General features: G+C 40.4%; 4 protein-coding genes. 1 reads left to right on the top strand and 3 read right to left on the bottom strand.

Annotation, left to right across the window (positions count from 1 at the left end; translation table 11 throughout):
- Window positions 1-228 precede the first annotated feature (228 nt).
- Window positions 229-816 (bottom strand): leucine-rich repeat domain-containing protein, encoded by a 588-nt coding sequence (locus tag DB41_RS00860; protein ID WP_080502340.1) that lies wholly within the window; start codon window positions 814-816, stop codon window positions 229-231.
- Complete coding sequence (locus DB41_RS10465; RefSeq protein WP_052243757.1) at window positions 764-1,939, bottom strand: leucine-rich repeat domain-containing protein; 1,176 nt, start codon at window positions 1,937-1,939, stop codon at window positions 764-766. Before DB41_RS10465 ends, DB41_RS00860 begins: the two co-directional genes overlap by 53 nt.
- An 857-nt stretch (window positions 1,940-2,796) precedes the next feature.
- Between DB41_RS10465 and DB41_RS10460 the strand changes: the two genes are divergently transcribed.
- Window positions 2,797-3,450, top strand: a complete 654-nt coding sequence (locus tag DB41_RS10460) for a hypothetical protein (protein WP_052243756.1) — start codon at window positions 2,797-2,799, stop codon at window positions 3,448-3,450.
- Between the two features lie 72 nt (window positions 3,451-3,522).
- Here the strand turns inward: DB41_RS10460 and DB41_RS12160 are convergent.
- Window positions 3,523-3,747 (bottom strand): transposase (locus DB41_RS12160; RefSeq protein ID WP_039383338.1); only part of this gene is annotated, 225 nt, incomplete at its 5' end.

The raw sequence follows: 3,747 nt of genomic DNA, 5'->3' as shown, positions 1-3,747 counted from the left end.
TTTTAGTGGAGGAGGGGTCAAATTTTGCTATGGCTGGGGGTCAATTGTTGGTGTCGCCGGCCAGAGGTGGGGGTCAAAAGTTCATGTCGCCAGGGGGTCAATTTATCATGTCGCTTGACACCTAACAACTACGAGTGGAAATTGGATTGATCTATCGATGATTAAACTGATGTTAAGGCCAATTGATAAGTTAAAAGAGGGGTTTTAAGATAACCTCTTACGCCCATTCTACAATTGAAAACGCTGCCTTATTTCTTCTGCAATATCTTTCAAAGGATTATCCGCTAATTCAAGCTTGGTAAGCTGGGATAGCTGCCCGATTTCTGCAGGCAGATTGGTGAGTTGGTTTTGATTTAAGCCAAGCTCTTGCAGCTGAGACAATTGTCCGATTTCTACAGGAAGGCTGGAGAGCTGGTTCTGATTTAAGTTAAGCCATTGTAGCTCAGACAGCTGCCCAATTTCTGCAGGCAGATTGGTGAGCAGGTTTTGATTTAATTCAAGCGTTTTCAGCTGAGATAACTGCCCTATTTCTACGGGCAGAGCGATGAGCTGGTTTTGCTTTAAGTAAAGCCGTGTCAGCTCAGACAGCTGTCCGATTTCTGTAGGAAGGCTGGTAAGCTGGTTTTCTCTTAATTCAAGCGTTTGCAGTTCAGACAACTGCCCAATTTCTGCAGGAAGGCTGGTGAGCTGGTTTTGATTTAAGCCAAGCACTTCTAGCTGAGATAGCTGCCCAAGTTCGGCAGGCAGAGCGGTGAGCTGGTTTTCATTTAAGCCAAGAACTTCTAGCTGAGATAGCTGCCCGAGTTCGGCAGGCAGAGCGGTGAGCTGGTTTTGATTTTAAGCCAAGCACTTCTAGCTGAGATAGCTGCCCAAGTTCGGCATGCAGAGCGGTGAGCTGGTTGTGGCTTAACTCAAGCCTTGTCAGCTTAGACAGCTGCCTAATTTCTGCAGGCAGGGCGGTGAGCTGGTTTTGATCTAATTCAAGCGTTTGCAGCTTAGATAGCTGCCCGATTTCCACAGGCAGGCTGGTGAGCTGGTTTTCACTTAAGTAAAGCTTTCGCAGCTGAGACAGCTGCCCGATTTCCACAGGCAGACTGGTGAGCTGGTTTTCGCTTAAGTAAAGCTTTCGCAGCTGAGACAGCTGCCCGATTTCCACAGGCAGACTGGTGAGCTGGTTTTCACTTAAGTTAAGCTTTCGCAGCTTAGACAGCTGCCCGATTTCCACAGGAAGGCTGGTGAGTTGGTTTTCTCTTAAGTAAAGCGTTTGCAGCTGAGACAATCGGCCTATTTCTTGGGGTAAGTAAGTCAAGCCTGCTTCAGATAAATCTAAAGCCTTGATGTTTTTACAATTTTCTTCAATCCACTCCCTAAGAAGCTCTCCTTTTTTCTTTAGAGGCAAGTGCTTAATTTCTCCTCGGCTCAAGTATTCTTCCCCCCCAGGAAGTTTTTTCCAAAGCAAAAGGCGATTAATATTTAAGAGATAAGAAGAGTAATTAGCTAGAGTAAAAGATTTCTTTTCCTCTATTTGTCCTTTAGATTTTAAAGAAAAAAAAGAGCTAGCTAAATTAAAGATTTGTCTAAAGATTACATTGACCTTTGCTATTTCAGAAAGCTCTTCGTTTTCTTTAGATTTTAAAGGAGAAAGATAGCTAGCTAAAGTAAAGATTTGCCTAAAGATTGCATTTACCTTTGCTGCTTCAGAAAGCTTTTCTTCTAGCTTATAAATCCTATCTACAATGAGAGCCTGCTCCTTAACGTTTCCTTGAGGAACATGTACTTTACCTATTTGTTTATAAAGAGAAGGCATCACTTCAGAAGCCAGCAGATGATGCCATCTTTTACAGACGCTAAATAAGGAAGGAACTACGCAAGCCTCTAAGATAGGGAGCAGCAATTCATTGGGCAAGCTTTCAATAGATGCCGGAGAGATAGGATGCATTTTATTTCCTTGGGTAGTGATAACTTTTTTAGCATTTTTATTCTTAAAAAGAATATAAAAAATTAAAAAAGCAAGTCAAACGAATTCGTATTCTTATCACCCGTGAGGTGGATGGGGTTATGGGATAACTTGTTAAGCAAAGAGCAAGCTACTATGCCTTGTAGGTGATAGCTAGATATAGAAGGTTTTTGCTCAGCTTTGGGCCGCCCAGACGTAGTATGCTTTTGATTTGCTATAACTTCAGGTACAATAATCTGTATATATTTAAGTTTTTTTGCAAACCTATCTAATTGATATTTAAAATCGCTTGGACATGAAAATTCTTGCTACAGGAGCTTAATAAAGGCTTTGGCTTCTTTTTCACCGCCCTTAAGGTAATGCTTGGCTAAAGCAGGGTATTCTCTTTGATAGGTCACTTGGCTAAAGATGACTACCCATCTTTGTTTAAAGCCTACATGGCAAGAGGTACTCTCAAAGCTCGATACCCTTCTACTATCTCTACAGTCTTGTCGTATTAACTTGTAAACATTTTTTACCTTTAAGTTATTATTTTTTCAGCAGACGAATGAAGAGGTAAATACTTTTGATCTTTGACAAAATAAGATAAGTACTTGGTGGATGGAAAGGTTTCATTCCCCCTTTTCAACCTTAGAAAACCTTTAAATTTTTTTCAAACGATGAAGAAGGATTGAAATAAATAAATTCTTTTTGATAATTTTAAAAGTAATAAAAAAGGGTTGCATGTATTTTAATAACTTTTGAGCCCTGGCATTCCTGTTGATGCTGAAAAAAATTCGTTTTCATAAAATTCATTAAAAAACATTACCCTTTAAAATCATTGAAGAAAGGAGGAAAAAATGAAAACTAAAGGCACATGCACTACCTGCGGCAAAACCTATAGTCCCAGCAAGGGAAGCGCTCATTTACTTGGGTGTGCTTTAAAATCCTTACAACCTTCTCAATCGACATCGGAGGGATATTTACTTCGCATCTCATGGGCTGAAGAACCCGGTCTTTATTGGATGTTTGTCGCTATTCCCCAGAATACTTCCTTACGATCTCTAGATGCGTTTTTAAGGACTACATGGTTAGAATGCTGCGGACATCTTAGCGAGTTTACTATTGGCAGACGACATTACATGTCTCATACTGAATCTGGCAAACTTAGCGCCTCTATGAATAATCCAATCGGTAAAATTCTATCTCCAGGCTTAGAGTTTACATACGTTTACGATATGGGATCTTCTACTGAACTCGATATACAAGTCCTAGAAAAACTTGCTACCTGCCCTCAAAAAGAAATTTCAATTCTTATGCGAAATGATCCGCCTGCTTTTCTCTGCGAAGCATGTAATCAAGCGGCTGATATCATTTGCTCTTTATGCGGTTCAAAGCTGTGTTCTAAGTGCAGTACAAGCCACCCCTGTGCTATCGATGAAAAAGATACTTATATGCTTATGCCGCTGGTTAATTCCCCACGGGCAGGCGTATGTGGTTATACAGGAGAATAAAAGGCCACTAGAGGTTAAATTTATCTGGTAATTTCATAACTATTACGGGGAGCACTAATAGTTTACACTTTTTCAAGCAACATATCTAGGATAGCAGCCCTTGATAAAGTTCTGGATGACATAAGGCTGTTTTTGCCTCATTTTGAGGTGGCTATTTAGCAGTTTTACAATCTGCGCTTTAGTATGAAGGCATTGCTTCCCAATGTGGGATTTTACATCTTGATTTAAAAATTCATCGGGGTTTAGTTCTGGGCAATAACTTGGAAAATAGTACAAGCGAATATGCTCCTTGTTATG

Source organism: Neochlamydia sp. TUME1 (assembly GCF_000813645.1).
Taxonomy (GTDB): domain Bacteria; phylum Chlamydiota; class Chlamydiia; order Chlamydiales; family Parachlamydiaceae; genus Neochlamydia.
Note: the sequence above shows the minus strand (reverse complement) of the source record. Positions and strands in the feature narration are given on the sequence as shown.